1 protein-coding gene is annotated in these 1,197 nt (G+C 71.8%); it reads left to right on the top strand.

The genetic code is table 11. The features are described from left to right. Positions 1-360: 360 nt before the first annotated feature. On the top strand, positions 361-1,197 hold an 837-nt coding region (locus QR78_RS25670), incomplete at its 3' end, for a PAS domain-containing protein (RefSeq protein ID WP_158004076.1).

The raw sequence follows: 1,197 nt of genomic DNA, 5'->3' as shown, positions 1-1,197 counted from the left end.
GGGCTCGGCGACATCCTGAACAGCCGATCGCATCGGATCTCCTCGCACGACGATCCGGCGGTCGCCACCGACCACCCGCCACCTGTATGCCGTGGTCCCGATCGCGGGCGCAAGCTTGTTAAATGTTGTTAGGCCGTTTGCCGAAGGGCAGCCGTTCTCTCCCGCGGTCGCGCCGGCGCACCGCGCGGGAGCGCTACCCATCACGTCACACTGCCCGGCGGGGGGCTTCCGGGGTCGAGTCGGCCCCACGCCCTTGCGGATGGCGGTACGGGTTCGTACGACGAACCGGCCCTGCGCTACGCTGAGGACGTCCATCGCCGGGCGAGCCGCTCGCAACCCGGCAGGCAGCCGCAGGACATCATGCACGGCAGAACGAACCCATCACCGAGCCTCCGGGCTGTGCCGGCCGGCGGCGGCGAGATGGACGCGATCCTGCGCGGGCACGACGGGACGGGATCCCCGCTGGGCGATCCTGCGCACTGGCCGGGATCGCTGACGACCCTCGTCGGGGTGATGCTCGCCTCGGACCAGCCGGTCTTCCTCGTCTGGGGGGGCGCGCGCACGCTGCTCTACAACGACGCCTATGCGCGGCTCCTCGGCGACAAGCATCCGGCCGCTCTCGGTCGCGACTGGCTCGACGTGTGGCACGAGGCGAGGGCCGAGCTGGCGCCGATGCTGGAGGACGCCTTCTCCGGCCGGACGGTCGCCCTGAGCGACGGCCGTCAGGATCGACACGGGATCGGGGGCGGCGGAGCCTCCATGGCGCTCTCCCTCGTGCCGGTGCGCGACGCGCTCGGGGGCGTCGAGGGGCTCTACGGCACCTGCCGGGAGATCGCCGGTCCGGCGCTCGTCGAGAGCCGGCAGCGGGAGGCGGACGCGGTCCTGCGCGACAACGAGGAGCGGCAATCGTTCCTGCTGGATCTCAGCGACACGCTGCGGACCCTGACCTCGCCGACGCAGATCGCCGAGATCGCGTCGCGGCGGCTGGGCGAGCAGCTGGGCGCGAGCCGGGTCTTCTATGCCGAGATCGACGGCAGCCTGATGAGGGTCGAACGGGACTATGTCCGCGGCGTCGGCTCCCTCGTGGGGGAGCACTCACTCGCGGCATTCGGCCCCGACCTCCTGACGGCCTACCGGGACGGGGCGGTCGTCGCCGTCGACGACGTGAGCGCCGATCGACGGTTCAGCGCCGAGGCC

Source organism: Methylobacterium indicum, assembly GCF_001043895.1.
Classification (GTDB): domain Bacteria; phylum Pseudomonadota; class Alphaproteobacteria; order Rhizobiales; family Beijerinckiaceae; genus Methylobacterium; species Methylobacterium indicum.
The sequence above is the reverse complement of the archived record's forward strand: the minus strand, read 5'-3'. Positions and strand labels throughout refer to the sequence as shown.